The sequence below is a fragment of the Amycolatopsis rifamycinica genome (genome assembly GCF_000695625.1).
GTDB classification, from domain to species: Bacteria; Actinomycetota; Actinomycetes; order Mycobacteriales; family Pseudonocardiaceae; genus Amycolatopsis; species Amycolatopsis rifamycinica.
On the sequence record NZ_JMQI01000052.1, the window covers coordinates 1 to 25,175 of the forward strand.

At 67.4% G+C, this 25,175-nt stretch carries 28 protein-coding genes, 1 tRNA gene and 1 pseudogene; 18 read left to right on the forward strand and 12 right to left on the reverse strand.

The window, feature by feature from the left end; translation table 11 throughout:
- Positions 1–210: 210 nt before the first annotated feature.
- Positions 211–696: a hypothetical protein gene (locus DV20_RS46705; RefSeq protein WP_235190943.1), complete on the forward strand. Its 486-nt coding sequence runs from the start codon at positions 211–213 to the stop codon at positions 694–696.
- 185 nt (positions 697–881) lie between these two features.
- On the opposite strand, the pseudogene DV20_RS47340 reads toward DV20_RS46705, so the two are convergent.
- The 4 genes and pseudogenes from DV20_RS47340 to DV20_RS24820 form a co-directional block, all read right to left on the reverse strand.
- Positions 882–1,691 (reverse strand): annotated as a pseudogene (locus tag DV20_RS47340) (protein kinase domain-containing protein); the annotation flags it as partial.
- Positions 1,673–2,128 (reverse strand): hypothetical protein, encoded by a 456-nt coding sequence (locus DV20_RS45600; protein WP_160169753.1) that lies wholly within the window; start codon positions 2,126–2,128, stop codon positions 1,673–1,675. The pseudogene DV20_RS47340 and the gene DV20_RS45600, both read right to left, overlap by 19 nt.
- Positions 2,129–2,326: 198 nt before the next feature.
- On the reverse strand, positions 2,327–2,992 hold the full coding sequence (locus DV20_RS24815) for an HAD family hydrolase (RefSeq protein WP_043784229.1): 666 nt from the start codon (positions 2,990–2,992) through the stop codon (positions 2,327–2,329).
- The gene (locus DV20_RS24820) at positions 2,989–3,831 is read right to left on the reverse strand and encodes a GntR family transcriptional regulator (RefSeq protein ID WP_235190944.1); all 843 of its coding nucleotides are present in this window, start codon (positions 3,829–3,831) and stop codon (positions 2,989–2,991) included. The genes DV20_RS24815 and DV20_RS24820 overlap by 4 nt, the downstream gene beginning before the upstream one ends.
- A gap of 201 nt (positions 3,832–4,032) precedes the next feature.
- Here DV20_RS24820 and DV20_RS24825 point away from each other — a divergent pair, with 201 nt between their 5' ends.
- From DV20_RS24825 to DV20_RS24865, 8 genes are all read left to right on the forward strand, one after another.
- Positions 4,033–4,497, forward strand: coding sequence for a hypothetical protein (locus DV20_RS24825; protein ID WP_043784231.1), 465 nt, complete (start codon positions 4,033–4,035; stop codon positions 4,495–4,497).
- A 527-nt stretch (positions 4,498–5,024) separates the two neighbouring features.
- Complete coding sequence (locus tag DV20_RS24835; protein WP_043784261.1) at positions 5,025–5,327, forward strand: hypothetical protein; 303 nt, start codon at positions 5,025–5,027, stop codon at positions 5,325–5,327.
- Positions 5,311–5,559 carry an AMED_5909 family protein gene (locus DV20_RS24840; RefSeq protein WP_043784262.1) on the forward strand — a complete coding sequence of 83 codons (249 nt, stop codon included), beginning with the start codon at positions 5,311–5,313 and terminating at the stop codon, positions 5,557–5,559. Before DV20_RS24835 ends, DV20_RS24840 begins: the two co-directional genes overlap by 17 nt.
- Before the next feature lie 335 nt (positions 5,560–5,894).
- Positions 5,895–7,454 (forward strand): FtsK/SpoIIIE domain-containing protein, encoded by a 1,560-nt coding sequence (locus DV20_RS24845; protein WP_043784233.1) that lies wholly within the window; start codon positions 5,895–5,897, stop codon positions 7,452–7,454.
- Positions 7,451–7,837, forward strand: a complete 387-nt coding sequence (locus tag DV20_RS24850) for a hypothetical protein (RefSeq protein WP_043784234.1) — start codon at positions 7,451–7,453, stop codon at positions 7,835–7,837. The genes DV20_RS24845 and DV20_RS24850 overlap by 4 nt, the downstream gene beginning before the upstream one ends.
- Complete coding sequence (locus DV20_RS24855) at positions 7,837–9,468, forward strand: replication initiator (protein WP_043784236.1); 1,632 nt, start codon at positions 7,837–7,839, stop codon at positions 9,466–9,468. Before DV20_RS24850 ends, DV20_RS24855 begins: the two co-directional genes overlap by 1 nt.
- Before the next feature lie 16 nt (positions 9,469–9,484).
- Positions 9,485–9,703 (forward strand): excisionase family DNA-binding protein, encoded by a 219-nt coding sequence (locus DV20_RS24860; RefSeq protein ID WP_043784237.1) that lies wholly within the window; start codon positions 9,485–9,487, stop codon positions 9,701–9,703.
- Positions 9,704–9,854: 151 nt separating this feature from the next.
- Positions 9,855–10,883, forward strand: coding sequence for a tyrosine-type recombinase/integrase (locus DV20_RS24865; protein WP_235190945.1), 1,029 nt, complete (start codon positions 9,855–9,857; stop codon positions 10,881–10,883).
- A 94-nt stretch (positions 10,884–10,977) separates the two neighbouring features.
- Here DV20_RS24865 and DV20_RS24870 read toward each other — a convergent pair.
- Positions 10,978–11,048 (reverse strand) — tRNA-Gly (locus DV20_RS24870).
- A 109-nt stretch (positions 11,049–11,157) separates the two neighbouring features.
- On the opposite strand from DV20_RS24870, the gene DV20_RS24875 reads away from it, so the two are divergent.
- Both DV20_RS24875 and dcd read left to right on the forward strand, forming a co-directional pair.
- On the forward strand, positions 11,158–12,351 hold the full coding sequence (locus DV20_RS24875; RefSeq protein ID WP_043784240.1) for an oxygenase MpaB family protein: 1,194 nt from the start codon (positions 11,158–11,160) through the stop codon (positions 12,349–12,351).
- A gap of 23 nt (positions 12,352–12,374) precedes the next feature.
- Positions 12,375–12,956, forward strand: coding sequence for a dCTP deaminase (gene dcd, locus DV20_RS24880; protein ID WP_003058109.1), 582 nt, complete (start codon positions 12,375–12,377; stop codon positions 12,954–12,956).
- Here dcd and DV20_RS24885 read toward each other — a convergent pair.
- Entirely contained in the window at positions 12,953–14,146 is a 1,194-nt protein-coding gene (locus DV20_RS24885) for an FAD-dependent oxidoreductase (RefSeq protein WP_043784241.1), read from the reverse strand. The two genes, dcd and DV20_RS24885, sit on opposite strands and share 4 nt — an antisense overlap.
- Positions 14,147–14,219: 73 nt before the next feature.
- Here DV20_RS24885 and DV20_RS24890 point away from each other — a divergent pair, with 73 nt between their 5' ends.
- Together DV20_RS24890 and DV20_RS24895 are read left to right on the forward strand one after the other, a co-directional pair.
- Positions 14,220–14,690 carry a MarR family transcriptional regulator gene (locus DV20_RS24890; RefSeq protein WP_043784243.1) on the forward strand — a complete coding sequence of 157 codons (471 nt, stop codon included), beginning with the start codon at positions 14,220–14,222 and terminating at the stop codon, positions 14,688–14,690.
- A 150-nt stretch (positions 14,691–14,840) separates the two neighbouring features.
- Positions 14,841–15,545 (forward strand): CAP domain-containing protein, encoded by a 705-nt coding sequence (locus DV20_RS24895; RefSeq protein ID WP_043784245.1) that lies wholly within the window; start codon positions 14,841–14,843, stop codon positions 15,543–15,545.
- 4 nt (positions 15,546–15,549) lie between these two features.
- On the opposite strand, the gene DV20_RS24900 is transcribed toward DV20_RS24895, so the two are convergent.
- The 3 genes from DV20_RS24900 to DV20_RS24910 form a co-directional block, all read right to left on the reverse strand.
- On the reverse strand, positions 15,550–16,551 hold the full coding sequence (locus DV20_RS24900; RefSeq protein WP_043784246.1) for a cation diffusion facilitator family transporter: 1,002 nt from the start codon (positions 16,549–16,551) through the stop codon (positions 15,550–15,552).
- Positions 16,552–16,568: 17 nt separating this feature from the next.
- A complete protein-coding gene (locus DV20_RS24905; RefSeq protein WP_043784248.1) occupies positions 16,569–17,000 on the reverse strand; it encodes a DUF742 domain-containing protein in 432 nt (143 codons plus the stop codon).
- A 319-nt stretch (positions 17,001–17,319) separates the two neighbouring features.
- Positions 17,320–19,533, reverse strand: a complete 2,214-nt coding sequence (locus DV20_RS24910; RefSeq protein ID WP_043784249.1) for a (Fe-S)-binding protein — start codon at positions 19,531–19,533, stop codon at positions 17,320–17,322.
- A 156-nt stretch (positions 19,534–19,689) separates the two neighbouring features.
- Here DV20_RS24910 and DV20_RS24915 point away from each other — a divergent pair, with 156 nt between their 5' ends.
- Positions 19,690–20,250, forward strand: a complete 561-nt coding sequence (locus tag DV20_RS24915; RefSeq protein WP_043784264.1) for a TetR/AcrR family transcriptional regulator — start codon at positions 19,690–19,692, stop codon at positions 20,248–20,250.
- Positions 20,251–20,325: 75 nt separating this feature from the next.
- Entirely contained in the window at positions 20,326–20,763 is a 438-nt protein-coding gene (locus tag DV20_RS24920) for a GNAT family N-acetyltransferase (protein WP_043784251.1), read from the forward strand.
- On the opposite strand, the gene DV20_RS24925 is transcribed toward DV20_RS24920, so the two are convergent.
- From DV20_RS24925 to DV20_RS24935, 3 genes are all read right to left on the reverse strand, one after another.
- Positions 20,760–20,927, reverse strand: a complete 168-nt coding sequence (locus DV20_RS24925; protein WP_043784253.1) for a DUF397 domain-containing protein — start codon at positions 20,925–20,927, stop codon at positions 20,760–20,762. The genes DV20_RS24920 and DV20_RS24925 overlap by 4 nt on opposite strands.
- Before the next feature lies 1 nt (position 20,928).
- Positions 20,929–21,768: a helix-turn-helix domain-containing protein gene (locus DV20_RS24930; RefSeq protein WP_051736109.1), complete on the reverse strand. Its 840-nt coding sequence runs from the start codon at positions 21,766–21,768 to the stop codon at positions 20,929–20,931.
- An 83-nt stretch (positions 21,769–21,851) separates the two neighbouring features.
- Complete coding sequence (locus DV20_RS24935) at positions 21,852–22,385, reverse strand: YbhB/YbcL family Raf kinase inhibitor-like protein (RefSeq protein WP_043784255.1); 534 nt, start codon at positions 22,383–22,385, stop codon at positions 21,852–21,854.
- A 174-nt stretch (positions 22,386–22,559) separates the two neighbouring features.
- Between DV20_RS24935 and DV20_RS24940 the strand changes: the two genes are divergently transcribed.
- The 3 genes from DV20_RS24940 (at position 22,560) to DV20_RS24945 (ending at position 25,102) form a co-directional block, all read left to right on the forward strand.
- Entirely contained in the window at positions 22,560–23,330 is a 771-nt protein-coding gene (locus DV20_RS24940) for a DUF4097 family beta strand repeat-containing protein (protein ID WP_043784257.1), read from the forward strand.
- 29 nt (positions 23,331–23,359) lie between these two features.
- Complete coding sequence (locus DV20_RS45035) at positions 23,360–23,593, forward strand: hypothetical protein (protein ID WP_152603754.1); 234 nt, start codon at positions 23,360–23,362, stop codon at positions 23,591–23,593.
- 66 nt (positions 23,594–23,659) lie between these two features.
- A complete protein-coding gene (locus DV20_RS24945) occupies positions 23,660–25,102 on the forward strand; it encodes an alpha/beta hydrolase (protein WP_043784258.1) in 1,443 nt (480 codons plus the stop codon).
- Positions 25,103–25,175 lie beyond the last annotated feature (73 nt).

Below are 25,175 nucleotides of genomic sequence, written 5' to 3' on the forward strand. Positions count from 1 at the left end.
CGTCCGTGCCGCGAGCGGGTGGGCCGCCGTACGGCAGGTGACGTGCGCGCCGCCGCTGGCGGCGCCTTGATCCCATAGAGCCAAGTTCGGCAGCAATGCGACATACACGGCCGGTCGATACTTGAGACGGCGTTCCACTAGTAACGTTCGAGCAGCTATTGCGACTGTGTTAGTCGGAGACTTGTCGTACCAGCGAGGTAGGGTGCCGCCGTGACTGACCTGGACGTACGCCAGATGATCACGATGATGGCCGCCAACGGTGGCCCTCGTGAGTTTGACGCCCGCGACCACGTCAGCCTGCATGAAGCTCTGATCTTCCTCCTGCAGGCGGCCGACGAGGATGATGTGACAGACGTCACTATCACGCCAGATCCAGAGGTGGGGCGCCGTGTGTCCGGTGTCACGAGGGCGTTATGGAGTCTCGTGTCGGCGGGTCAGATTTGTGTCGCTGGCAGTCCGACTCGGCCTACCTTTGTTCCTTCAGTTGAATCTAATATGGAACTCTGGCTTCGCTTGCGGCCGAAAACTCAAAAAGCTATTTATTTTGCCGCCCAACGTTGGGCTACGTCAGAGACCTTCTTAAAGAATTGCCGCCATGCGGCGACATCCGCAAACGATGCCCTTGTTGCAATCGAAGGAATTCCACGCCAAGGATCCGATTCCGAGTTTCGCCACTGGGCGGTCAAGTCGAACTGATCTTGTGGAAGTTTCTTCCCGGCCCTGCGTGCGCAAACTCGGTACAGGCGGAGCTTATCCTTCGTTGAGTGCTCTTTGTGTCCAAGCCATTCAATCTCTTCAGATTCCTCCGAATAGGCCTGGCCCGAAAGGCGCCAGTCGAGGTGTACTGCTGCTCGAAGTGCACGCTGAGCTTCCTGTGCGTCCGCTGGTCGTTGCTCTAGCCTGGCATTGATCATTTTTCGAACGATGCTGTAAAGTTGGCCTGAAACATGTGGACCGGGAACGTAGAACTTATCCTTTAGGGCACGTTGGCCAGCTTCGTTTCTTGCTCGGAGTTCAACTCCGTCAATTTCTTCATACTTGAAGCGACCATTCAGTAATTCAAGAAGGATCATCCCCGTTCCGTATAGATCTCCGGCAAAAGAGTAAAGGCCTCGGCTGTACTCCGGGGGAAGGTATAGGGGTGTGCCTGCTCTAGCCTCGCCGAATCCTTTTTCGTCCACGCGGGCGGCGCTTCCAAGGTCTCCCAGGAAAGTTTTACGCTTATCAGGAGAAAGGAATACGTTACCTGGCTTCACGTCGCGGTGAACTAGCCGTTCGTCGGCGTGCAAATAGTGGAGAGCGTCGAGGATTTGGCAGACGATTCGAACTGCCTCGCCAATGCTGAACCTGTAGTCGTCCATCAGGGCCGCATAAATACTGCCACCTTCATAGTATGGCATAGTAAATGTAATGGCCCGAATTTCAGGCTGATCGGGGTCCCACTGTGCCTCTCGGACCTCGACGAGGTTCTCGTGCCTCAACTGGTCGAGTAGTCTTGGTTCCTGGTATGCGAGGGCATCTTCGAGTCCTAGCAAGCTAATCGTCTTTTGTACAACATTGCGACCGAATATTTCATGATAGGCAAGGTGGCACACGGCCGTACTGCCTTCAGATATCGTCTGCAAGATCGTATATGTGGGGCGCTTGAGATATTCGCCGTGAAGTGCCAAAGCTATTCGCCCCCGTGGCACAATGCCGCGACTGCAGCAAGGCTGCGCTTGCCGTTCCAGTTGCTGCCAACGGGCGAGGTATAGGAATCTGCAAGTGGGGCTAACTTGCCGCTTTTGGGCAAATCGAGCGTCGAACGCACAAATGGACGCGAAACTCTCCGGCAGGAGAGTCCAGACTCGGCCGCAGCTAAGGCAAATATGGTCTCAATGGTGATTCTGGTCGTCATCTGCGGATAAGTTGCCTTGTATGTCGATTCCGCAGATAAGATATTGACGCGAGTAACCTTGTTTACCGCTATAATTTTTCGCACCTCGTCCCGCAGGGCTGTAAGTCTTTCGTCCTGCGGAAGTCCTTCCGCGAATTTGACAACGCCAGGTGTGATATCTACGACTTCCTGGGCATCGGCTACCGCGAGGTAGGCCAGGTCGTTCGCGACATTTACACCTAGGGTACGCAAGGTTCCACTCTCTCTGTGATCGACATCTGTTAGACGAACTGTCGCGGCACGCGGACCGAAAGTTACAGTCAGAATCGAGCGGAAACCGAAGAGTTACTGGAACGCGATGTTACTCGCTGGTAGTTTTACGAGTACTCGTGCGGACCTGTCGGCTTCACGACGGTTCGTGGGCTGGCTCTGCTCGACGTATCGAAGGCATTAGGAGACCGCAGCCAAGCCGACGACTGTTTCTATGACGGCGTCGGCCACGGCGAACTTCGCCGACTTCCCCGGCTTGTTGGCGAAGCCAATAGAGCGGACGTCGGCGGCGTGAGCGGCTTCGATGTCTGAGAGTGAGTCTCCAATGAACACGCAGTCGGCTGGTGCGACCTCCAGCGCGGCGATCGTCTGACAGAGAAGGTAGGGGCTTGGCTTCAGTAGCGCTGTGTCCGGCTTGGTTCGGGCAGAGACGATGTCGATTGATGCGCGGAGGCCGTAGAGATCAAGGTACGCATTGATGGCGGGAGCGCTGTTGTTGCTAACGATGGCGACTGGCCGGCTGGACGCGCGCCAAGCTCGGATGAGGTCGTGGGCTCCCTCGGTGGGCGCAGCGCTGAGAACCGCCTCGACCTCATGAGCGGTGAAGGCGGCTTCGACGTAGCGAGCCTCGTTCTCGCCAAGTGCGTCGGCATAGCGGAGGACGTCGAATGGGTCGGCGCTCGCTGCGACGGATTCAGGCATCTCGGTATGGCCGCCGTCGATGAGTACTTGCTTGAGCTGGTCGGCAACCACGGAGGCGGGAATGCCTGCGAAGATCGAGCACACTGGGCCGTCGAAGTCGAGTAGCAGCGCGCGGGCCTGGGCGAGAATGTCGGCCGACCTCATCGCTGGTAGTCCTTGGCCACGCTGTTCCACAGGCTGTCGAACCATGTCTTGGCCTGGTCGACGTACTGTGAGCCGGTCGAGGTGTCGTCGTCGTTGATCGAGTGGTGGAAGAGGATCGCGTCCTTGCCCATGAGGTCATAGATCGCCTGGGTCTCGCCGCCGAAGTTGATGACGTGTTCGCGGACCGGGTAGAAGCCGAAGAACGTCTCTTCGTTGTTGATCAGGTAGAGCTTGAACATCGGCGGTGCCGGGTGGACGCGGACTTGCGCGGTGGCCTTGTTGACCAGGCCAAGCTCGCCGAGTTCGGTCACCGAGTCGACGATGGCGAGGGTGTGGCGCCGCATGATCTCTTCGGCACGCTTGCGGAACAGCGGGCTGTCGGCGTGCTCGTCCACGGTGACCGGTAGGGACCACGGCTGGGTTGGGTCCGGCACCAGTAGGCGGACGGTGATCGATTCCGGCCGGAGCCGGCCGATGCGGATCTTGTCCAGCGGTTCGGCGATGACGCCGTGCAGGGTCTCGCCAGAGAACCCGGCGAAGTCGATCGTGACGTCTTGGGCCTCGAAGGCGCGTTCGATGTGCGGTCGGAGGCCGACGGGGCGTTCGGTGCGCTCTCGGACGAAGACCCCGCTGCCCTGGCGTGAGACGATCAGACCCTCGTCGCGGAGTTCGCGGATGGCGTTCTGCACGGTCATCGGCGCGACGTTGTACGTCTTTGCCAGCTCGTTCCGAGACGGCAGCTTGTCACCGGGGTGGAACTTCCGAGTAAGAATCGCGGCCCGTAGGGCGTTCGCGACCTGCACATATGGCGGCCTCGGGTCATCCGGGTCTAGGGCCACGGCTCTTTCTCCGTCCGTTATGCGGCCAACTTCGTCAACGTTATCTACAAAGTCTCCCTGACCAGGCCGACGCCTGTCTAGGCGACCTAGCGGCCTAGACCGTTTTCGTCTTGCTTGACTTGGCTAGCCAACCTGTCTAACCTGACCACGTCAGCCACGATAGGCAGCGCCGAGTGAGGCGCCTGAACAGGGAGAACCGACATGGCAGTACCGCGGGGAACGCGCTTCGAGATCGAGCACGACGCTGTGTTCCCGGCTGGGGCGGCGATAGTTGGCCCCGTCACGCCGGACATGGAGTACGTCTCCAACGAGGACAAGGCCCGGGGCAAGCAGCCCAAGCAGAAGATCGACGAGCAGACCGGTCTTCCTCAGTGGAAGGTCACGGTCACCGACCCTTCGGCGGAGAAGGACCGCGACAAGTCGGCCACGGTCACCCTGCTCGACCGGGTCCAGCCCGTCCCGCCTCCGGCCGCGATGCAGGGATTCGACTTCCGGCCCGTCGTATTCGAGGGCCTGACGGTCGAGGCCCGGGTCATGGGCGAGAAGTTCAAGTACCAGGGCTGGGCGCTGCGGGCCACGGGCATGCGTGAGCCGGGTAGTGGTGCTGGCTCGAAGCAGGCCGCGAAGACCCCGGCCGGCCAGAGTGGTCAGCAGAAGGCCGCGTGATGGCGGGGCGGCCGTCGCGTGAGGCGGTCGCTCGGTGGAACGAGGCGTACGCGGAGCAGACGTCCGCACTGTTCGCCGCGATGAGGTCGGCATCTGACGATCTGGCGGCAGTGCGGCGTCTTGCTCACGCCTACCACGCGGTTGCGGTGGCGTGGCGCGCCTTGTCCGCCGATCTCGCCGCCCCGTTGTGGGCACGGCACGCGTCGGCCGTGGCGGCTGAGGAGTTCGAGCGGCGAGCGCGCATGGAGTTCGACCGCGCTGATTCGGCCCAACGACCAGGGGAAATCACATGAGCCGGTGGGAGCGGGTGCGAGCTTGGGCGCTGGCCTACACGCGGTACGCGGGCGCGTCGGACGTCGAGGTGCCCCAGGTGTCGCGGGCGGTTGCCGCAGCTTGGCGTGACCTTGCGGCCGAAGTGCCGTTACCGGCCTGGGCGCGGGCGGCTGTCATCTCCGCCGCTGAGGCATTCGAGATTCAAGCTGACAAGTGGGACAACCGCCTTCGGCATGGGGAAAGTGTTCGGGGACATGACGCACGACAAGAAGCAGGACACGGCGAAAGCTGGGTGGGACGGGTTCGGCGTGACGTGGATCGTCGGGTCGGAGGCGGAACTGGCGGTCGAGGAGACCGGTTCGGAGCCGACGCATCCGCCGATGCTGGTGCTGGCGGGGGCCCCGTGCGTGGTGATGCTGCGGCCTCCGGACGACCCGGCGATGTGGCCGGCGTGCGTGAGGTTCCTTCGCCAACTCCGCGACGGCGCGGAGGACCTGGCGGCACTCCTCGAAGCCCGCGCGACGGATCGGCTGGCGCGTGATGGCGAAGTCGGCTGAGCCGCGCACTCTGCGGGACGCGCACGAGATCGCAACGGAGCGTCTCCCGGCGCCGGACGCGAACCTCGCAGTGTGGCTGGCGTTCCGGCAGGCGAACGCACGGATGTACGAGAAGGTCGCCGATGTCGACCGAGGGCACCACCACGAGGCCCTGTATTGGGCGGGTTACGAGCGGCGGAAGGCGGGGGAGGTGTCGGCGGAAATCCAGGGCAGCAAGGCGAAGTCTGAATAGTCCCGTGTAGACATGCGAGAAGTCAAATACTGCAACGAAAACGCGCGCTATGGCGTGCGGCGGTGAAACGCGTCCTCGTGCGGGTGACGTGAAACGTAAGGCGCAGAAGCGGAAACCGGCTACCAACCATGCCGCTCCTGCGCTGTCCACAACCGTGGGGTGTGAACAATGCAGACGCTAGACGATGGCAACAGGCGTGCGCCAGTGGGGGTCACCCGCTCGCGCTGCGCGGAATGCAAAAGGTTCGCTCGGCTGCTGCCCGGCGAAACCAAGTGCGCCCCATGTCAGGGGGCGTTGCCGCTGGATCTCTCGGCGGTACTGGGTGGTGGTCGGCGATGACCTCCCCCGGAATGCTCGTGATCGCCCTGGCCGGCCTTGGCCTCTTCGTGTGGGTCCTGGCCAAGATCGGTCGTGCGTTGGCGTCCATGGCTGAGCTGCTGACCGCCATGGTTGTCGTGTTCGTGGCCCTGTGGTGGGCGTGCAAGGTCGTGTTCTGGCTGTTCTCCCAGGTCGTGATCCACTGGCGCACCTCGTTGACCGTGATCGCGGTCTACCTGTGGTGCGTGTGGGTCGGCTGGGTTTGGCTCGTGGTCAACCTCGGCGGCCTGGCGCTGATCCTCGGTGTGTGGCGGCTGCTCAACGTGACCTCGTTCGATCAGTGGTGTGGCCGGCCGTTGCGGTCGTGGTGGCTGCGCTGGGCGGTCTACCACCTCAAGCTGCCCGGCTGGCTGCACGCCTGCGGACTGAGCGTCCGCGATGCCGCACTGCCGGTCGAGGTGACCGTGAACCTGGTGGGTCGCCGGAAGGCTTCGCGGGCGACGGCTCGGCAGTCTGGGGTGCAGGTGCCGAAGGTTCTCGGCGTCCGTTCGGGCCCGTCGTGGGATGAGGTCCGGGTGCGGCTGGTGCCTGGCCAGAAACCTGAGGACTTCGATGACGCGGCTCGTGCGCTGGCCTCGGCGCGGAAGGTCGCCCGCTGTCAGGTGCGGGAACTGGAGCCGAACGTGGTCTCGGTCGACTTCCAGCGCCGGGACCAACTGGCCTCGGTTGTGCAATCCCCGGCCGTTCCCGAGCTGGTCACGCTCGAAGAGTCCGCGGTGGACCTCCGGCGGGTGTGGGCGGGTCGGACCGAGTACGGGCACGACTGGCGGGTGCCGCTGCTCGGCTCCGGTGCGCACTGCTTGACCGCTGGTGCCTCGGGTGCCGGAAAGAACAGCGTGATGTGGTGCCCGCTGGTGTCTGCGGCCCCGGCGATCCGCTCGGGTCTGGTGCGCATGTCGGGGATCGACCCGAAGGGGATGGAGCTGGCCTACGGGCGCGGGATTTTCACTCGCTACGCGGTGTCGGGGAAGGACTCCTTGGAGGTGCTGGACGGCCTGGTGGAGGAGATGGAATCCCGGAAGCGGGAGTTCGCCGGGCGGGTTCGCACGATCCCGCTGTCGACGGAGTACCCGCTTGAGCTGCTGGAGTTCGACGAGATCGGCGCCCTGACGAAGTACACCGACCGCAAGACCCGTGAACAGATCGTCGAGCGGGTGGCTCTGCTGAACACGCAAGGCCGGGCGTTGAACATCTCGGTGCGCGGCTATGTGCAGGAGCCGACGAAGGACACCGTCCCCGTGCGGGAGCTGTTCACGCGCCGGGTCTGCCTGCGGGTGACCTCGAAGACGCACGTGCCGATGGTCCTTGGCGACGGCGCCTATGAGCGGGGCGCGTGGGCCAACCGCATCGGCGATTCAGAGGCCGGGGTCGGGTTCGTGTGGGGCGAGGGCATCCGCGAACCCCTGCGCATCCGCGCTGGGTGGGTCTCCGACGAGACGGTCAAGGCGCTGGAGCACTACGTCACCAACGGCGGCACCGCTCGGCCCGCGCTCGGTGGCGAGGGGGTGGCGGCGTGAACCGGCTGATGGTCTTCCTCGACACGATCCGCGATCACCTCGACCTGCACCAGCTTCCGCCGGTGGCGACACTGACCGTGCGCACGTGGTCGGACCCGCTCACGGTCCAGCTCGACGCCCACCGGCTGTCCGACGTCGCCGGGGCCTTGCTGACCTGGGCCAACACCCTCGATGACGTGGCCGCGTCGCTCTGGCGCACCTCGGACGGCGACTCGGTGCACCTGTCGATCACCGGCCGGACCCCGTGCGGCATCCCCGTGCACGTCTACAGCGGCGTCCACTTCGACCCGGCTGTTTTCCCGGACCTGCCCGCCGGAGCCCGGCAGGACATGCCGGTGTTCCAGCTCCGCCAATGGACCCGCCCCGGGGAGGTGGCCGCCTAATGACCGACCAGCAACAGAGCCAGCCGGCCGGAACGCGGGCTGAACGGATGCGGACTCCGCTCGCTGCGGACGTGATTCGGGCGACGGCGGAGAAGCACGGGGTGTGCGTCCGCCCGTTCACGATGGAGGTCGGCGACACCGAGACCGGCGAACTGCGCTACGTCCCGGTCCCGTGCGGCTCCACCGTCGAGTCGGTCTGCTTGTCGTGCGCGCGGAAGGCCAAGGCGCTTCGGCAGGCCCAATGCCGCGAGGGCTGGCACCTGACCGAAGAACCCAACCTCACCCCGGCTCCGCCGTCGGAGGACCACAAGGAGCTGCTGACCTACCGCGCGGACCTGGTGGCGGCGTATCGGGAGGTGGTCGAGCACGACCAGGCGGAGGCTGAGGAGCTGCGGGAGGAGGTCGCCGGGGTTGATGCGGAACTTCGGCAACTCGGGATGCGGGGTCGGCTGCCCGCCCTCGACGTGCCGACGAAGCGCCAGGTGAAGAGGTCGACGAAGCGGCGGCAGGATGCGCCGAACCTGCCTCGGCGGAAGGTCGCGAAGACGACGGTCGGGCGGGAGTTTGCCGGGAAGTTCCGGCCGTCGATGTTTGTGACGCTCACGTGCGATACCTACGGGCCGGTCCGTGGCGACGGCTCCCCGGTTGACCCGAGTCGATATGACTACCGGCGAGCGGCTCGGGACGCGGTGCACTTCTCCGCGCTGGTGGACCGGTGGTGGCAGAACCTGCGCCGGGTCGTCGGCTGGGACGCGCAGTACTTTGCCACCGTCGAACCGCAGAAGCGGACCGCTCCGCACCTGCACGCGGCGATCCGCGGGGCGATCCCGCACGACGTCATCCGGCAGGTCACCGAGGCCACGTATCACCAGGTCTGGTGGCCGTCGCACGACCAGGTCGTCTACGTCGACCGGTTGCCTGTCTGGGACCCGGACACTCGGGCGTTCCTGGACCCGGACACCCGGCAACCGCTGACGTCGTGGGATGACGCTGTGGAAGAGGTGGAGGTCCCGGCGCACGTGGTGACCTTCGGCCGGCAGGTGCACTCGAAGGGCATCCTCGGCGGCACCGAAGAGGCTGGCCGCCACATCGGCTACCTCACGAAGTACCTGACCAAGTCCACCGGTGAGGTAGTCGAGGCGGACACTGCGCGGCTGCGGGATCACCACGACCGGCTCCACGCCGAGCTGTCGGTCACGCCGTGCTCGCCCCGGTGCGCGGTGTGGCTGCTCTACGGGGTCCAGCCCAAGGGCGCGGGCAGCAAGACCACCCCGGGTCACTGCAAGGGACGCGCGCATCGGCGGACGACGCTCGGGTTGCCGGGACGGCGGGTGCTGGTGTCGCGCAAGTGGTCCGGGAAGACCCTCGACGACCACAAGGCCGACCGCAAGGCATTCGTGGTCCAGGCGTTGGCCGCCATCGGGATCGAGAAGCCGCAACCAGACCCGGCCCGGCTGGTCTGGCGGAAGGTCGAGCCCGGTGACCCGCAGGTCCCGCCCCGGCCGCACCTGGTCATGCGCGCGATCGCGGAACGGATCACGTGGAAGGCCGAGTACGACCGCGCGCTACTCGCCGCCGCCGGACCACCGGGGAGTGAGCCAGAAACTTCGGCAACTCAGCTCGCGGCCTGATCTGGAAGGGGGAGGCATGGAAAAGAAGTACCTGACGGTCGATGAGGCGGCCGTCTATCTGAACACGGGGGTTCGGTTCGTGCGTCGGCTGATCGCCGAACGACGGATCGCGTTTCACAAGGCCGGGGTGCATGTCCGGTTCGCACTGGAGGACCTGGAGAGCTTCATGCAGGCCGGCCGGGTCGAGCCGATCACGCGGGCATCGGTCCGTCGGGACCTGGGAAGGGCGGCCTGACATGGCGAACAAGCAAGGGCATCGCGGTTTCGGGAGTGTTCGGCAACTTCCGTCCGGCCGGTGGCAGGCTCGCTATCCCGGTCCGGATGGGGTCATGCGGCCCGCGCCCAAGACGTTCGACACGAAGCGGTCCGCCGAACGGTGGTTGTCGGTGACAGAAACGCAGATCACGCAAGGTGAGTGGATCGACCCGGAACGTGCGAAGCGCAAGCTCGGCGACTACGCGGACCAGTGGATCGCGCAGCGTCCGGGACTTCGCCCGCGCACGGTCGAGCTGTACAAATGGTTGCTGCGTAAGCACATCGCGCCGGACCTCGGCGGAGTCGAGCTGGGCAAGCTGTCGACGGCGATCATTCGCCAGTGGCGGGCGGATCGGCTGACTGCGGGGGTCTCGGAGTCGGTGACGGCCAAGTCGTATCGGCTGCTGCGGGCGATCCTGAACACGGCCGTCGAGGAGGACAAGATCCTCCCGCGCAACCCCTGCCGGGTCCGTGGTGCCGATAAGGAGAACCCGGACGAACGACCGGTCATCACCGTGGCCCAGGTCTTCGACTTGGCCAGTCGGATGCCGGAGCGGTTCCGGGCGCTGGTCCTGCTTGCCGCGTTCGGGTCGCTGCGGTGGGGTGAGGTGACGGCGCTGCGCCGATGTGACGTAGCGGAGGACGCGTCGTGGGTGCGGGTGTCGCGGGCCATGGTCGAGGTCCCCGGCCGTGGGCTCGTCGTCGGTCCGCCGAAGTCACGGGCTGGTGTCCGGACGCTGATCATTCCGACGGCGGTTCGCCGTGACCTGCTGCGGCACCTGGAGACCTGGGTCAAGCCGGAGCAGGACGCTTTGCTTTTCACGGGTGAGCGAGCTGGGCATGCGGTCCGCCGGCCGAACTTCAGCCAGCGGACCCGGTGGACGGAGGTCGTGGAGAAGATGGGGCTCAAGGGCCTGCATTTCCATGACCTCCGGCACGCCGGGAACATCTGGGCGTCGAAGGCGGGCACGTCGACCAAGGACCTGATGGCGCGGATGGGCCACGACGACATGCGAGCGGCCCTGATCTACCAGCGGGCGACCAGCGACGCCGACAAGCAGATCGCGGACCGGCTGTCCAAGCTCGTCGACCGGCACCGCAAGGGCACCACCCCGGACGACGACGAAGATCAGGACGGCCAACCGGTCCCGGTCGGCTAATGGCACATTAATGGCACGCGAGAAGTGAACAGCAGAGATAGAGAAAGCCCCAGGTCCACAGTAGACACCGTGTGACCTGGGGCTTCGCTCTGAGAGCGGATGACGGGAATCGAACCCGCGTATTCAGCTTGGGAAGCTGATGTTCTACCATTGAACTACATCCGCAGTGCGTCGCCAGCATACACGGCACCGTGATCCCCTTGTCCAGTGGCCTCCTCCTTGACTCGCGCGCCTCATGTGACAACACTTGTTGTCGACTCCGGAGGTGAGCGTCATGGACGAGCCCGAGCTGTTCCGGCAAGGCGGGTTCCGGCTGGCCCAGCGGCTGTTCATCGAAGGTGACATCCGAGGCGACGAACGGCAGATCGCCCGCATCCGGGAGTTCGCCCAGGTGCAGGACAGGCTCGCGGACGACGTCGTCGCGTGGATGGCGCAGCAGCCGAAGGGGCACGGGCGCCGGCTCTTCGAAGACGCTTTGCGAGGCGACGCCGCAGTGGATGGGCCGCTCAAGGACTTCTTCGACCAGGTCGACGCCAAGCCCTACTGGGTCGATGACGAGCGGATCGAGCGCGGCGCCAAGGCCATCACCCGGGCCGGGCTGCTGGGGCTCTTCCCGCTCGGCGACATGTCGCTGATGGGCGGCTACCTCGCCTCGCGGGCCACGAAATCGCTGGTCGGGACCGGTGAGATCGAATACCAGGCCACGCGGCGGCTCGTCGAGACCGCCGCCTGGTGGATCGACGTCACCACGCCCGGTGCCCTCAAGCACGGCGGGAAGGGGTACGCCGCCGCGCTGCGGATCCGGCTCGTGCACGCCCACGTCCGGGCCGCCATGAACCGGCGGGAGGACTGGGACTACGCCGCCTGGGATCGGCCCGTCAACCAGGTGCAGACCGCCGGGACGCTCCTTCTCTTCTCGCTCGTCTACGTCTTCGGCACGCAGCTGCTCGGCCTCCGCTACTCCGCCCGTGAGCGCGGCGACATCCTGCACCTCTGGCGCTACATCGGCTGGCTCATGGGCGTCGACGACGAGCTGCTCCCCACTTCCGAAGAGGACGCCTGGCGGCTGTTGTGGCTGCTCGCCGCCACCGAATTCATCCCGGACGACGACTCGAAGCGCCTCGCCAAGGCGCTCATCGAGGCCAACGCCGCCGTTGGCGAGGGACGCGGCGCCGTCGGGAAGGTGCTGTCGCACGTCTCCGTCGCCGTGCACTCGTCGATCAGCCGGCTCGTGCTCGGGAAGACCAACGCCGACTTCCTCGGGCTGCCGAACGACCCCGTCGCGCAGGCCGCGATCGTCGCCGTCGCGGGGGTCAACTTCGCCGCCGAGACCGTGCGGCGGTTCATCCCCGGGGCCACCGCGCTGCAGGAACGGATCGGTCAGGCCGGGCGCCGCGGGTACGTGAAGCGGCTCGAGAAGATCTTCGCGCCCGACACCACGTACGCGCAGCACATGCGGGCCGCCTGAACCCACCGGATAGGCTTCGGGCCGTGCTGCTCAGTGACCGTGACCTCCGCAAAGAGCTCGACGCCGGCCGGCTCGGCATCGACCCCTTCGATGCCGGCATGGTCCAGCCGTCCAGCATCGACGTCCGGCTCGACCGGTTCTTCCGCGTCTTCGACAACAGCAAGTACACCCACATCGACCCGCAGCTGCAGCAGGACGAGCTGACCTCGCTGGTCGAGAAGGAGGGCGACGAGCCCTTCGTGCTGCACCCCGGCGAGTTCGTGCTCGGCTCGACGTTCGAGCTCGTCACCCTGGCCGACGACCTGGCCGGCCGCCTCGAGGGCAAGTCCTCGCTCGGCCGCCTCGGGCTGCTCACGCACTCGACCGCCGGGTTCATCGACCCCGGCTTCTCCGGGCACATCACGCTCGAGCTGTCGAACGTCGCGAACCTGCCGATCACCCTCTGGCCCGGCATGAAGATCGGCCAGCTGTGCATCTTCCGCCTGTCGAGCTCGGCCGAGCACCCGTACGGCTCCAGCGAAGCCGGGTCCCGCTACCAGGGGCAGCGCGGCCCGACCCCGAGCCGGGCGTACAAGAACTTCCACCGCGTCGACACCTGGCGCTAGACGGCGACCTTCTCGTCCCAGTCGATGTGGTGGTTCCACATGAAGGCGTTCGGGTCCTCCTCGGACGGCTTCGCGAACGCCCGCTTGATGAAGAAGTCGCGGACGACCCGTCCGACCGGGCCGATCACCTTCTGGTCGCCGTTGCGCTTGCCGGCCGCGACCACCGCTTCGACGCGTCCGCGCCGCAAGCTCTCGTACGTGGTCAGCGCGCGCTCGACGTCCGGCACGTCGCGAAGGCACTTCGCCAGCGTGACGGCGTCTTCGATGGCCATCGAGGCGCCCTGGCCCGCCGCCGGTGACGTCGCGTGCGCCGCGTCGCCGATGATCACCATGCGGCCGCGGTGCCAGACCGGGACGGTCGGGAAGTCGTACGTCGGCCAGGCCGGGTAGAGCTCCCGCGTCGCGCGGATGATGTCCGCGGCCGGCGTCCGGTCGCGCGCCACCAGGTGCAGCAGTTCGGCGCGGAGCTTCTCGCCGGCGAGCGTCGCCAGTTCGGACGCGGTCGGCTCGGTCCTGCGGGCCGGGTTCGCGAACCACCAGACGCGGCCGTCCGCGCTGACGACGTGGCAGAAGAACACGCGCCTGCCGAACACCATGTTCAGCACGCCCGGCTCGTCGGGCAGGCTCAGGCCTTCGGCGAACCCGCCGGTGTTCAGCAGCGGGACGTACCGCGGTGACGGCGCCTCCGGGTCGAGGATCGTGCGGACCCGGGAGCGGAGGCCGTCGGCGCCGATCAGGATGTCGCCCTCGGCGTGCGAGCCGTCCGCGAAGTCCGCTCTGACGTGCGTTTTCGTCTGGCTCGCGCCGATCAGGCGCTTGCCGTACTCGACCCGGATGCCGCGCCGCGCGGCTTCGTCGCGCAACGCGACGTAGAGGTCGGAGCGCAGGACGGTCTGGCTCACCGTGCCGTCCGGGAGGGTGCCGCCCAGGGGGAATTCGGCGAGCCGCGTGCCGTCGCCGAGCCCGATCGACATCCGCGGCGAGTCGAAGCCCGCGCTCCGGACGACGTCTTTGAGGCCGAGCGGGAGCAGTGCGTCCAGGCCGTTGACCGCCAGGGTCAGGAACGCGCCGACGCCCTCGGCGCTGCGGTCGTACGCCTCGAACAGCAGCGGCTCGTGGCCGGCTTCGTGCAGGGCGATGGCCGTGATCGTGCCCGCGACGCCGCCCCCGATGATCAGTGCCCGTGTCATGTAATTCGACCCCTCGAATGTCTTAGAAAGTAATTCGTTCTGTCGAACTAAACAGTGGGCTAGGCTGGTCGCCGTGTCAAGCGAGCGAACGGAACTCGTCGAAGAAGTCCTGCTCAGGTCGCGGGAGCTGTCGACGGAGACGGTCATGTTCCACACCGCCATCTCCGAGACCCGGGGCCTCTCGGCGGTGGAGAGCAAGGTCCTGGACTACCTCGCGCGGTTCGGCGCGCAGACGCCGAAGGACCTCGCCCGGCTGTCCGGGCTGGCGCCGGCGTCGGTGACGGCGATGATCGACCGGCTCGAGCGCAAGGGCATCGTCAACCGCGAGCCGCACCCGGACGACCGGCGCAAGGTCCTCATCGTGCTGGACCCGCAGTCCATCGCGAGCGGCGCGCACCTCTGGGGCCACCTGGTCAAGGGCATGTACGAGCTCTGCGACCGCTACACCGACGACGAGCTCCGGACGATCATCGGGTTCGTCCAGGCCGCCACCGCTCTGACCCACGAGTCGACGACGCTTCTGACGGCCGGCACGTCAAAATAGGCCGAATGGAGTAATACGGAAGCGTCCGATTGCCGGGAAATACTTACCTGTCACCGACGGGAAATGTGACCAGTGCGTTCGTAGGGTTCTCGCCGTAATTGTCCCGTGATACGTTCCTGCGCCGTGTCCCCCATTGGTGAACGTGCTCACGTGGTGATGGTGTCACTCAGTGTGCTGCTCGGCGTTTTTTCCGCCGCTGCCGGCACCTGGATGGCCACCGCGGAAGGAAACACCGCCGAGCTCGGCGCCGCGGCGCTGGTCCTGCCCAACGCCCCCGCCGGTGCCGGCAGCGGCAGCGGAACCGACCTCGCCGGCGGTCAGGTCCAGACCACCACCCCCGGTCAGCCTGCCGCTCCCACGACCTCCCCCTCCGCCGCCCCGACGACGTCCAGCGCGGCTCCCACGCCGACCGAGACGTCCGCGACGCCGCCGCCCTCGACGTCCGAAGCTCCACCGCCGAGCACCAAGGCCGCGGCCCGCGTCGCCCCGTCGGTCACCGCCCAGGTCATCACGCTGGTCAACGACGAGCGCGGAAAGGCCGGGTGCGCCCCGCTGACCGAGGAATCGCACGTCACGAAGGCCGCGCAGGACTTCAGCGACCAGATGTCGGCGGAGAACTTCTTCTCCCACACCAGCCCCGACGGCACGACGTTCGACCAGCGCATCAAGCAGGCCGGTTATCCGAAGCCGGGCGCGGAGAACATCGCGCGCGGGCAGACGTCCGCGGCGCAGGTCATGGACTCCTGGATGAACTCCGAAGGCCACCGCGCCAACATCCTGAACTGCTCGCTCAAGAAGATCGGCGTCGGTGTCACCACCGCGGGCTGGTACTGGGTCCAGGACTTCGGGTACTGAGGCGTTAGGGCTTGCTCCACCGCTCGGCGATGTCGCCGTAGCGCGCCAGCACCGTCGCCCGCAGCTCCGGATCCGACCGCGGCACCGGCTCGATGAACACCTCGGTGACGTCGTGGAACGCCTCCGTCAGCTCCGACGCGAGCCGGACGCAGGCGCGTTCGAGGTCCCCCGCGCCGAGCGAGTCGTCGAAGTCCACGCGGGTGCAGACCAGCACCTGGTCGGTGCCCATCAGCATGGTCTGCAGGTCGACGACGGCCTCGATTTCGGGGGCTCCGGTGAGGTGGTCGCGAATCTCGCGGACGAGCCGGGGATCGGCCTGGCGCCCGACGAGCAGGCCGCGGTTGGTGCGGCCGAGCAGGTAGGCGACGCAGGCGAGCAGCAGGCCGATGGCGATCGACGCCACGCCGTCCCAGACCTCGGACCCGGTGAGCTGGTGCAGCCCGATGCCGCCGAACGCGAGCAGCAGGCCGACCAGGGCGGCCGAGTCCTCGAACAGCACGGTCTTCGGCGTCGGGTCGTCGATGAGCCGCAGGTACGTCCACAGGGAGCGGTCCTCGGCCCGCGACTCCCGGACGACCTGGCGCACCGCCTGCAGCCACGACGTGCCTTCGAGCAGGAACGCCACGGCGAGGACGATGTAGCTGAGCAACGACGTGCTCTGCGCCTCGCCGTGCCCGAGCAGCGTCGAAACGCCCTCGTAGAGCGCGAACATCGCACCCGAGGCGAAGATCGAGACGGCCGCGAGCAGCGACCAGAAGTACCGCTCCTTGCCGTAGCCGAAGGGGTGGACGCGGTCGGCCGGGCGTTCCGAGCGCTTCAACGCCGTCAGCAGCAGGACCTCGGTGATCGTGTCGGCCACCGAGTGCGCCGCTTCGGACAGCATCGCGCCCGAGCCGGTGATGATGCCCGCGATCAGCTTCATGATGGCGATCGCCAGGTTCACCCCGCCGGCGAGCAGGACGGTCAGGGTGCTTTCGCCGCCGGAGTTTGCGGATTCCTCGCTCACCTTGGTGAGCGTAGTGCTCAGAGGCGGCGCAGGCCGTGCAGAACGCGTTCCATGAGCGCAATCGCGGGACGGCCGTCGCTGCCGGTCCGGCTGTCGTGGATGGTGACCAGGCCCTGCTCGGCCATGTCGTCCAGCAGGACGCGCACGACGCCGAGCGGCACGCTCAACGTGGCCGCGACCTCGGCGACCGAACGCGGGTGCAGGCACAGCGAGCGCACCGAGCGGATCTCGCCGGTCACCCGGGCGCCGTCCCAGTGCGCCTCCGCCCGCGTCGAGACCATCGCTTCGATCGCGAGGTGCCGCCGTGACTGCGTCCGGCCACGCGTGAGGACGTACGGGCGCACGAGCGTGCGCTGGGTGGGCACGTAGTCCTGGGCGAGCCGGATTTCGTCCGGGATGGGGTGGAGGGCGTGTCGGCCGGTCGTGCTGGTCCGCCGGTCCTCGGCCATTCGTGCCGCCCCCTGTTTCCGTGATCGTCAAAGGTGCCTCGCTGGCAACGGCGGCGGCGAGGGAAAGGCCAGGATACGCCGCTTGACCAGGGTTCAGGCCGTCGTTTCTCCTTAACCTGATGGGCCATTTCGGTGATTATCATGAACATTTTTCAAGAAAACGATTACTTTCACGAAGTCCCAGCTAGTGAGCCTGGCGGACAGGACAAAGATGTGACAACGGGTAGCGGAATGGCTACGAGATCACCAAATCTTCACGATCACGAAAACGGCCCCGGTCAGGGGTACTGACCGGGGCCGTGCGTTCTCGGGAAAGCTGTCACTCCTCCGCGAGTGACGGCGCTCCGAGCGCGATCGGCTTCGGTTCCGGCTTGCGCTTGACCGCTTCCAGCAGCATCTGCGCGACGTCGACGATCTCGACCTTCTCGCTCGCGCTGCCGTCGCTCTGCCGGGCCGTGAGGCCGTCGTTCAGCATCACCTTGCAGAACGGGCAGCCCGTCGCGATCTTCGACGGCGCGGTGCCGAGCGCCTCGTCGACGCGCTCGATGTTGATCCGCTTGCCGATCTTCTCTTCCATCCACATCCGCGCGCCGCCGGCGCCACAGCACATCGACTTGTCGCCGTGCCGCGGCATCTCGCGCAGCCGCGCGCCGGTCGCGCCGACCAGCTCACGCGGCGCCTCGTAGACCTTGTTGTGGCGGCCGAGGTAGCACGGGTCGTGGTAGGTGACGTCCTCGGCGACCGGTGCCACCGGCACCAGCTGCTTCTCCCGCACCAGGCGGTTCAGCAGCTGCGTGTGGTGCACGACGTCGAACTGGCCACCCAGCTCCGGGTACTCGTTGGCGAGGGTGTTGAAGCAGTGCGCGCAGGTCACGACGACCTTGCGGGCCTTGCGCTCGCGGCCTTCGAACACCGAGTTCAGGATCTCGACGTTCTGCTGGGCCAGCATCTGGAACAGGAACTCGTTGCCGGCGCGGCGGGCCGGGTCACCCGTGCAGGACTCCTCCGAGCCGAGCACGGTGTACTTGACGCCCGCCATGTGCAGCAGCTCCGCGACCGCGCGCGTCGTCTTCTTCGCGCGGTCCTCGAACGCGCCGGCGCAGCCGACCCAGAACAGGTATTCGGTGTCGCCGAGGTCGCCGTCGAACACCGGCACCTCGAAGTCGAGGTTTTCGGTCCAGGCCAGCCGGTCCTTGGCGTTCTGGCCCCACGGGTTGCCCTTGTTCTCCAGGTTCTTGAACATGCCGTTCAGCTCGCTGGGGAACGACGACTCGATCATCACCTGGTAGCGGCGCATGTCGACGATGTGGTCGACGTGCTCGATGTCCACCGGGCACTGCTCGACGCACGCGCCGCAGCTGGTGCAGGACCACAGGACGTCGGGGTCGATGACGCCGCCGTCGTCGCCGATCAGCGCCTTCTGCGACTCGGCGATCGCGAGGACGTCGATGCCCGCGTACATGTTGTCGCCGGACAGGCCGATCTCGTCGCCCGCCATGTCCCGCTTACCGCCGGCCAGCAGGTACGGCGCCTTCGCGTAGGCGTGGTCACGCAGCTGCGTGATGACCAGCTTCGGCGACAGCGGCTTGCCGGTGTTCCACGCGGGGCACTGCTCCTGGCAGCGGCCGCACTCGGTGCACGTCGAGAAGTCCAGCCAGCCCTTCCAGCTGAAGTCCTCGATCTTGCCGACGCCGAAGGTGTCCTCGTCGGGGTCGGCTTCCTCGAGGTCGAGGACCTTGCCGCCGCTCATCATCGGCTTGAGCGCGCCGAGGGCGACGCCGCCGTCGTCCTCGCGCTTGAAGTAGATGTTGAAGAACGCGCTGAAGCGGTGCCACGCGATGCCCATGGTCATGGTGCGCGCGACGACGATCAGCCAAACCGTGGCGCTCATCAGCTTGACGAACGCGAAGATCGTCACCAGGTTCGGGCTGGCCGGCAGCAGCTGGCCGATCGGGTTCGAGACGAAGGACGCCCACATCGGGCCTTCGTGCGTGTTCAGCGCGGACTTCGCGGCGCGGACGCCGATGATGCCGATGCCCTCGATGAGCACGACGGCCTCGACGAAGTACGCCCACTTGAAGTTGGAGCCGGCGAAGCGCGACTGGCGGTCGGCGCGGCGCGGATGGTTGCGCTGCCGGATCGCCATCAGCACCAGGACGCCGACGATCGTGCCGAGCCCGAGCAGCTCCATGAGCAGCTGGAACGGTGGGAAGTCGTCGAGGTACGGCCAGCCCCAGGTCGGCACGAAGACCTCGCCGTAGGCCTCGAACAGGGCGAGCGAGCCGAGCAGGAAGCCCCACATCACCAGCCAGTGGGCCGGGCCGACGCTGCGCTTGCGGTTCATCCGCGTGTGCGCGGCGAACTCCTTGATCAGCGTCTTCATGCGCGGCATGAACGGCCCGTTGCGCGTCGAGTCGGGCTGGCCGAGGCGGATCACCCGCACGAAACGGGCGATCGTCGCAGCGAACATGCCCCAGGCGACGAGGCCGAGCACGACGGAGATCCCGCCGAGCGTCAGTTGCAGAGCGCCCATCGTTCGGGTGCCTTTCGTCCGGGAAAAACTGTGGTGGTGCCGGGAGACTAACCGTCCTTACTGATGAGTAACCCGTTGAGTGGCCTTAAGTCCCACCGATGTGGTGTACGTCGCTCTTTGTTTTGGGACGATCGTTCAGGTAGTTTTCACCCTATGGTGAAGCTCCAAGTCGACGGCCGGAAGGCGCGCGGCGAGAAGCGGCGCACCGAGCTCATCGAGGCCACGCTGCGGATCATCGAGCGCGACGGCGTCGCGGGCGTCACGCACCGGACGGTCGCGGCCGAGGCCGGCGTTCCGACGACGTCGACGACCTACCACTTCTCTTCGCTGGACGACCTGCTGGTCGCGACGCTCATTTCGTGCGCACGTGACATGGCCACCGAGGTCTACTGGATGATCGACCGGGCCCGGTCCCGCGGGTCACGCGGCGCCGAGGAGGTCGCGGGCCTGCTCGCCGAGGCCCTCGGGCCGCGGCGGGGGCGCACGATGGCGGAGTACGAGCTGTACCTGCTGGCCGCGCGCAAGCCGGAGCTGCGCCCGGCCGCTCGCCGCTGGCTGGACGTCCTGACGTCGATGGTCCGCCACGACGACGAGGTGTCCTTCCGGGTCTTCCTCGCGGGCATCGACGGCCTGCTCATCCAGGGCCTGATCGACGACGAGCCGCCGTCGGCCGAGGAACTGCGTCCGGTGGTGGACTACCTGCTGAAACCGCGTTGACTCCTCCCTTACTCCGCCTTCCTCCCCACCGCCGCCCTCAACGGAGGCGCTTCGCGCCGCTGCTACTTTCCGGTCATGCGGACTTTTGGTGCCTACGAACTCGACGACGACCGCGCGCGGCTGGACCTCGACGCGGTGTGGAAGTTCCTGTCGACCGAGGCCTACTGGGGTCGCTGGCGCACGCGTGAGCAGGTCGAGGCCGCCATCGACGGCTCGTGGCGGGTCGTCGGCGCCTACCGCGACGGCGAGCAGGTCGGGTTCGCCCGCGCGTTCTCCGACGGCGTCTCGTCCGCGTACCTCGCCGACGTCTTCGTCGTCGACTCGGCGCGCGGCAGCGGCCTCGGCAAGGAGATCGTGCGGGAGATGATCGACAACGGCCCCGGTGCCGAGTTCCGCTGGATGCTCCACACCGCCGACGCGCACGGGCTGTACCGCCAGTTCGGCTTCGCCGAGCACACGCGGGGCCACTACCTCGAGCGCGAGGGCCCGAACTCGGCGAACTTCGTCGGCTAACGCCGTGTCAGGTCGGCGAGCAGCGCATCCCACGATCGGGTGGTGATTTCGAGGGTTCCGCCGGGGCGGTCCTTCGTGTCACGGATCCGCACCACCGGGGCGAGCGCCACTTCCACGCACTCGGCCTCTGGCCCGCTGTAGCTGGACTTCCGCCAGTTGTGCACGTCAGGCCTCCAGTTCGGCGATCACCCCCTCGACGAACGCGCGCGAGTCGGCCACGCTCAACGCCAGGGATGCCATGATCTTCGCGGCCGACTTGTAGTCCGCCACCTGATCTTCAGTGTAGAGGTAGGCGCTGCCGCGGTACTGGTCCAAGAAGACGATGGCGGGCAGGTCCGAGTACTCGAAGACGCTGAACGAACCGTTGAGCCCGGGGTGGTAGTCGCCGCCGGACGGAACCACCCGCACTTCGATCCGCCGCGGGACGTCGAGCAGGTGCCGAAGCTGCTCGGCCAGGGTTTCGACACCGCCGATCCGCTGCCGGAGCGCGTTCTCGCCGAGCACGATGGAACATTCCGGCGCGCGGTACTCGCGCAGCGCGGCCTGGCGGATCATCCGCACCTTCAGCCGCTGTTCGATCAGCTGCGGCGGAGTGCCGCCGAGGGCCAGGATCGCCCGCGCGTAGTCCGGCGTCTGCAGCAGGCCGTGCACCACCATCGGCTGCCAGCTGAAGATGGCAGCCGCGGTGCGCTCGTACTCCGCCAGCGACGTGAGGATCGCCGGCGCGTCGGGCATCTCCTTCTCCAGCCAGTTCGGCTCCCGCGCGGTGCGGGCCAGCTCGAACAGCCTGTCGCGCTCGGCGCCGATCACCCGCAGCTGCCCGAGCAGGAGCGCGACCTCTTCGATCTTGGGCACCCGCAGGCCGAGCTCCCAATTGGACAGTTCAGCGGCGTGCACGTCCGTGGCGCGGGCCAGCTCGCGCAACCCGTACCCACGCGCCTTCCGCGCCTTCCGCAATCCGAACCCCAGCGCTCGCGACCGGGGTGTCGCTATCGGTGGTGACATGAGCGCAGTGTGTCATCGGGGTCCGACAAAAACGGGCCCGGCTCCGTTGCCGATCGGCAACAGCGCCGGGCCCGCCGGGAAACTCAGCCCTTGTTCTCGTACACCGGCGTCAGCACGGCGCGCGCCAAGGTGTGCCCGAACATGTTGAAGCCGAGGAACGCCGGCGTCGCGTCCTCCGGGACCTCCAGCTTGTCCAGATCGAGCGCGTGCACCGCGAAGTAGTAGCGGTGCGGGCCGTGCCCGGGCGGGGGCGCCGCGCCGAGGAACCGCTTGACCCCGCCGTCACCCTTCAGCGTCACGGCGCCTTCGGGGAGGCCGGAGCCGTCTCCGGCGCCGGACGCCAGCTCCGTCACCGAAACCGGGACGTTGAACACCGCCCAGTGCCAGAATCCGCTGCCGGTCGGCGCGTCCGGGTCGTAGCAGGTGATCGCGAAGCTCTTCGTCTCCGCCGGGAAGCCCTCCCACGCCAGGTGCGGCGAACGGTCCTCGCCGCCGGCGCCGAAGATGCCGGACAAGTGGGGCGTGGCCAGGGTTTCGCCGTCGGCGACGTCGTTGCTGCGCAGGGTGAACGACGGCACTTCGGGCAGGGATTCGTACGGGCCGGGTGCTTGCGGCATGGATCCTCCTGATCACGGAACTGGAGACTTGCGCCAGGTTAGGCCCCGGGCACCGCCCCGGCGTCTCAGGGCGGGATCTCAGGGTCATTCGGGGGGTTACCCCCATATACGGCCCGCTCACCCCGTCATAACGTTTCTCACGCAGGGGAAACAACACTGAGGGGACCAACGACCATGGCGCGCCCGCTTCTGGCTCTGGGAGGCATCGTCCTGATCGGCATCGGCGTGGCGACGGCGCTCGGGTGGGGCTGGGGTTCGGACTTCGACAACACCGGCACCGTGGCACAGACCATCCGCGGCGTGAAGCTGGAGGCCGACTCGGGCGCGGTGAAGATCCGCACCGGCCCGGGGCCGGCGACGGTGCGCGAAAAGGTCAGCTACCACTGGCGGAACAAGCCGGAGGGCCCGTTCTACCGCGTCGACGGCGACCAGCTGGTGCTCGGCTCGTGCGGCACGAACTGCTCGGTCGCCTTCGAGGTCGTCGTGCCGGAGGGGGTTGCCGTCACGGGGAAGGTCGACTCCGGCGGCCTGGACGTCGCCGGGATGTCGAGTGTGGACGTCCACGTCGATTCGGGGCAGGCGCGGGTCGAGGACGTCCCCGGCACGGTGAAGCTTTCGCTGGACAGCGGTTCGACCGACCTGCGGAACGTCGGTGCGGTCCAGCTGCGGAGCGAATCCGGCGGCGTCACCGGCAAAGACGTGCACGGGCCGGTCGACGTGACGTCCTCCAGCGGCAGCGTCGAATTCACGCTGGTGCAGGCGAACGACGTGAAGGTGCACGCCGAGAGCGGCAGCGTCGAGCTGACGGTGCCGGGCGGGCCGTACCGCGTCCAGGGCGACAGCGACAGCGGGCACCGCGACATCGGCGTCCAGACCGACGGATCCGCTCCGCACGTGCTGGACCTGACGACCGAAAGCGGCAGCGTCACGGTCCGCGCGGCCTGACCTTTTTTCTTACTACGGGGGCATTTTCGATGGGCAAGATCGAACGGCGCGTGCTGGTGGCCGCGCTACTGGGCGCGGTCGCGATGTTCGGGGCCGTCGGCCTCACCCGGGGTGCGCCGCCGGAAACGCCGGCGCAGGGGGTGCCGGTCACCGTGGATTCCCACTATCGAGTGACTTCCTGGGTCGGCACTCCGGCTGAAACCGTTGTGCAGCAGGGAAATGCGGATTCCTTCTTCTCCTCTTCGACGGCTCGCCACTCCTGAATTGTCGGTGGCCGCTGTTAGGAAGGAAGCACGCCGAAGGCCGGCGGGCAGGGGGAGGAAAACATCATGGACATGCGCCGGATCTTCGCGGTGGTCGCGGCAGTCGTGGTCATGGCGGCGGTACCGGCCGTCGCCTCCGCGTCGGTTCTGACGTGGAGCTCGTGCGCCACGCAGCAGGAGCCGTCGGCGGAGTGCGCGACGGTCGAGGTGCCGATCGACCGCGCGCGGCCGGAGCTGGGGTCGGCGCGGCTGGCGCTGGCCCGGTTACCCGCGCGCGATCGGTCCCACCGGATCGGCTCGCTGCTGGTGAACCCGGGCGGGCCGGGCGGCTCCGGCGTCGGGTTCGCGCAGTCCGGTGGCTTGGCCTCGCCGGACCTCGCGCCGCTGCGGGAGCGCTTCGACGTCGTCGGGTTCGACCCGCGCGGGGATTGGTACAGCACGCCACGCATCACGTGTGACGCGGCGACGCTGTACGACCCGGCGCTGAATCGGTTCCCGTCGACGCGGGCAGGGTTCGAAGCGCTGGTGGCGCACAACCGCAAGGCGGGCGCGGACTGCCTGGCCCGCACCGGCTCGCTGCTGGCGTACGCGGACACCCAAAGCGCGGCCGAGGACATCGAGACGATCCGGGCCGCGCTCGGCGAGCCGAAGATCTCGTGGCTCGGTCTGTCCTACGGCACCGAGCTGGGCGCGGTGTACGCGTCGAAGCACCCCGGCCGGGTCCGGGCGATGGTGCTCGACGGCGCGATCGACCACGCGCGCCCGATGCGGCAGGCGATCCTCGAGGAGGCCGCGGCCACCGAGGACGCGCTGGTCCGGTTCGCGGCCTGGTGCCGCGGCTCGGCCGGCTGCGCCCTCCACGGCCAGGACGTCCTCCGCTTCTACGACGACGTCGTGGCCCGAGCGGCTCGCAGCGGAATCTGGTCGAGCGAACTGAAGCGGTCCGCGACGGCCGACGAGATCTCGGCGGGCGTCTACGGCTACCTTTACATCCGGGACGACTGGCCGGCGCTGGGCACCCACCTGGCCGCGGCCGGCGGCGAGTTCCCGGACGCCCGCGGGTTGACCGAGCGGAACCAGTTCCTGTCCCCGATCTACGGGGCCTACCGGGCGATCGGCTGCCACGACTTCCCGTCCCCGTTCACCGGCCCGGCGGACTTGGGCACAATGGCCCGCCTGCTCCGCGCGGCGGCGCCGCACAGCTGGCGGTATTCGGAGTACTGGGACTTCGCCGCCGGCTGCACCGGCTGGCCGATCGCGCCGAAGAACCCACCGCAGCCGCATTCGGTCCACGGAGCCCCGCCGATCCTGGTGATCGGCGGCGCCCACGACCCGGCGACGCCCCTGCCCTGGGCCCGCACCCTGGCGGCAAGCATCAACGGCGCAGCCTTGCTGACCCGCACCGACGACGGTCACACGGGCCTGTTCAACTCGGCCTGCACCCGGGCGGCCGAGGTGGTGTACCTGGTGGATGGCGTTGTTCCCGGGCGGGGGGCGGTCTGCCGGTGAGCGGATCATCCGCCGGGAGCCGGGAGCCGGGAGCCGGGAGCCGGGAGCCGGGAGCCGGGAGCCGGGAGCCGGG

Coding starts and splice junctions, on each gene's coding strand:
- DV20_RS24930 (WP_051736109.1), bottom strand. CDS start 21,768: ATGTCACCACCGATAGCGACACCCCGGTCGCGAGCGCTGGGGTTCGGA.
- DV20_RS24825 (WP_043784231.1), top strand. CDS start 4,033: ATGGCAGTACCGCGGGGAACGCGCTTCGAGATCGAGCACGACGCTGTG.
- DV20_RS24835 (WP_043784261.1), top strand. CDS start 5,025: ATGACGCACGACAAGAAGCAGGACACGGCGAAAGCTGGGTGGGACGGG.
- DV20_RS24935 (WP_043784255.1), bottom strand. CDS start 22,385: ATGCCGCAAGCACCCGGCCCGTACGAATCCCTGCCCGAAGTGCCGTCG.
- DV20_RS24885 (WP_043784241.1), bottom strand. CDS start 14,146: ATGACACGGGCACTGATCATCGGGGGCGGCGTCGCGGGCACGATCACG.
- DV20_RS24945 (WP_043784258.1), top strand. CDS start 23,660: ATGGACATGCGCCGGATCTTCGCGGTGGTCGCGGCAGTCGTGGTCATG.
- DV20_RS45035 (WP_152603754.1), top strand. CDS start 23,360: ATGGGCAAGATCGAACGGCGCGTGCTGGTGGCCGCGCTACTGGGCGCG.
- DV20_RS24940 (WP_043784257.1), top strand. CDS start 22,560: ATGGCGCGCCCGCTTCTGGCTCTGGGAGGCATCGTCCTGATCGGCATC.
- DV20_RS24920 (WP_043784251.1), top strand. CDS start 20,326: ATGCGGACTTTTGGTGCCTACGAACTCGACGACGACCGCGCGCGGCTG.
- DV20_RS24815 (WP_043784229.1), bottom strand. CDS start 2,992: ATGAGGTCGGCCGACATTCTCGCCCAGGCCCGCGCGCTGCTACTCGAC.
- DV20_RS24845 (WP_043784233.1), top strand. CDS start 5,895: ATGACCTCCCCCGGAATGCTCGTGATCGCCCTGGCCGGCCTTGGCCTC.
- DV20_RS24855 (WP_043784236.1), top strand. CDS start 7,837: ATGACCGACCAGCAACAGAGCCAGCCGGCCGGAACGCGGGCTGAACGG.
- DV20_RS24875 (WP_043784240.1), top strand. CDS start 11,158: ATGGACGAGCCCGAGCTGTTCCGGCAAGGCGGGTTCCGGCTGGCCCAG.
- DV20_RS24910 (WP_043784249.1), bottom strand. CDS start 19,533: ATGGGCGCTCTGCAACTGACGCTCGGCGGGATCTCCGTCGTGCTCGGC.
- DV20_RS24840 (WP_043784262.1), top strand. CDS start 5,311: ATGGCGAAGTCGGCTGAGCCGCGCACTCTGCGGGACGCGCACGAGATC.
- DV20_RS24905 (WP_043784248.1), bottom strand. CDS start 17,000: ATGGCCGAGGACCGGCGGACCAGCACGACCGGCCGACACGCCCTCCAC.
- DV20_RS24860 (WP_043784237.1), top strand. CDS start 9,485: ATGGAAAAGAAGTACCTGACGGTCGATGAGGCGGCCGTCTATCTGAAC.